The following is a 2,057-nucleotide window of genomic DNA, read 5'->3' on the forward strand; positions in this document are numbered from 1 at the left end:
ACATAAAATTAAACAAACTAAAAACAATAAGAACAACTAAAAACAATTCAACAAAACCAACAAAATATTAAAAAAAACTCACATAAAAACACAAAAAATAAAGAAAAAATCAATAAAATAGAACAAATAAAGAAACATTAAATGCGAATCCTCATAGTATTAGTAGTAATGTTAGTGTGAGTAATTCTAGTTTTGTTGGTAATAATGGTATTTCTGGTGGTGTTGCATACATTAGTAGTGGTAGTTTTAGTGTGAGTAATTCTAGTTTTGTTGGTAATAATGCTCGTGGTCGTGGTGGTGGTGCTATTTATAATAATGGTAATTTAACTGTAAAGAGTTCTATTTTTGAAAATAATTCTGGTAATGTTTCTAATGCCCTTAATAATGGTGGTGGTGCTGTTTATAATAGTGGTGGTAATTTTAGTGTGAGTAATAGTATTTTTAGTAATAATAGTGCTACTGCTCATGGTGGTGCTGTTTATAATAGTGGTGGTAATTTTAGTGTGAGTGGTTCTACTTTTAGTAGTAATAGTGCTGGTTATTATGGTGGTGTTATTTTAAATTATTATAGTAATAATTCAATTATGAATAATTCTACTTTTAGTAATAATAGTGCTAGTAGTTATGGTGGTGTTATTTATAATTATTATAGTAATAATTCAATTATGAATAATTCTACTTTTAGTAATAATAGTGCTAGTAGTTATGGTGGTGTTATTTATAATTATTATTATAGTAATAATTTAACTGTGAGTGGTTCTAGTTTTGTTGGTAATAGTGCTGGTTATTATGGTGGTGCTATTTATAATAATGATAATAATTTTAATTTGAGTAGTTCTAGTTTTGTTGGTAATAGTGCTGGTTTTTATGGTGGTGCTATTATGAATAGTGGTGGTAATTTTAGTGTGAGTAGTTCTAATTTCACAGGTAATAGTGCTCATTATGCTGGAGGTGCTATTATGGGTAATAGTAATTCTAATTTTAGGATATTATTATCTAATTTTGTTAATAATAGTGCCGTATATAATGGTGGTGCTGTTTATAATTCAGCTAACAATTTTAGTGTGACTTTATCTAATTTCACTGGTAATAATGCTGAAAATGGTATTATTCATAATTATGGTTACAATGCAAGTATTAATCAGTCTAATTTTGAGGGTAATTATGCATTAGATGCTGTGATTGCTAATTGGGGCGATAATGTTAAAATTAATTATAATCGTTTTTTCAATCCATCAGAAGGTCTTATGAACTATTATGGTAACAATAATAATTTTGATTATAATTGGTGGGGTGAGAATAATGTTCCTTCTAATGTTGTTGTGAATAATTATTTTATATGTAGTGCTAGTGTTAATGGAAGTAATATTAAGTATACTTTTACTCTTAATAATTCTGATTCTTATGATGTAAATTTATTACCTAATTTTACTGGCTATGAATATATCAATGATGCTTTAAATAGTGAATTCAATCCAAAAGTTAATGAAAGTTTCTCTTCTTCTGGTAATGTTACTCTTTTAGTTGATTATTGGCTTTTCACTACTAAAAATTTGCTTGATATTGTTTATGTTAATCAAACGGGCGGAAGTGATCTGAATACTGGTTATGATTGGGCTAATTCTGTTGCAACATTAAAACAAGCATTAAGCATTCTCAAAGAAGGCGGTAAAATCATCATCGCACCTACTGGTCACTACACTGGAATTAACAACACTAATCTAACTATTGATAAAAATTTATCAATTGAAGGCTATGGTAATGTTATTCTTGATGGTGAAAAGATCAATCACCTTTTTGATATTTCAAATGTAGTTGTGAACTTCACTAATCTTAGTTTTATTAATTTTATTGGCTGTGCAATAATTATTTTTTGATTCTTTTTAGTTATGCTTAGTTTTAAATATTATGGGGTGTAATATAGTATTAATGTTTTTTAGTTTTTGTTGAGTTGGTGTTTATGGTTTTGCATGAAGATAGTATTGGTCAGGTGTTTTTACTTCCTTTGAATTTGAGGGACTTTATTCCAGATAATCATATTTGTTTTTTTATTGAGG

The 2,057-nt window shown here is 27.6% G+C and carries 1 protein-coding gene; it reads left to right on the forward strand.

Annotated features, from left to right (window positions below):
• Positions 1 to 176 precede the first annotated feature (176 nt).
• Positions 177 to 1,877 (forward strand): hypothetical protein, encoded by a 1,701-nt coding sequence (locus MBFIL_RS04075; protein WP_066971743.1) that lies wholly within the window; start codon positions 177 to 179, stop codon positions 1,875 to 1,877.
• The last annotated feature ends 180 nt before the right edge of the window (positions 1,878 to 2,057 follow it).

Origin of the sequence: Methanobrevibacter filiformis (genome assembly GCF_001639265.1) — an archaeon.
Classification (GTDB): Archaea; Methanobacteriota; Methanobacteria; order Methanobacteriales; family Methanobacteriaceae; genus Methanacia; species Methanacia filiformis.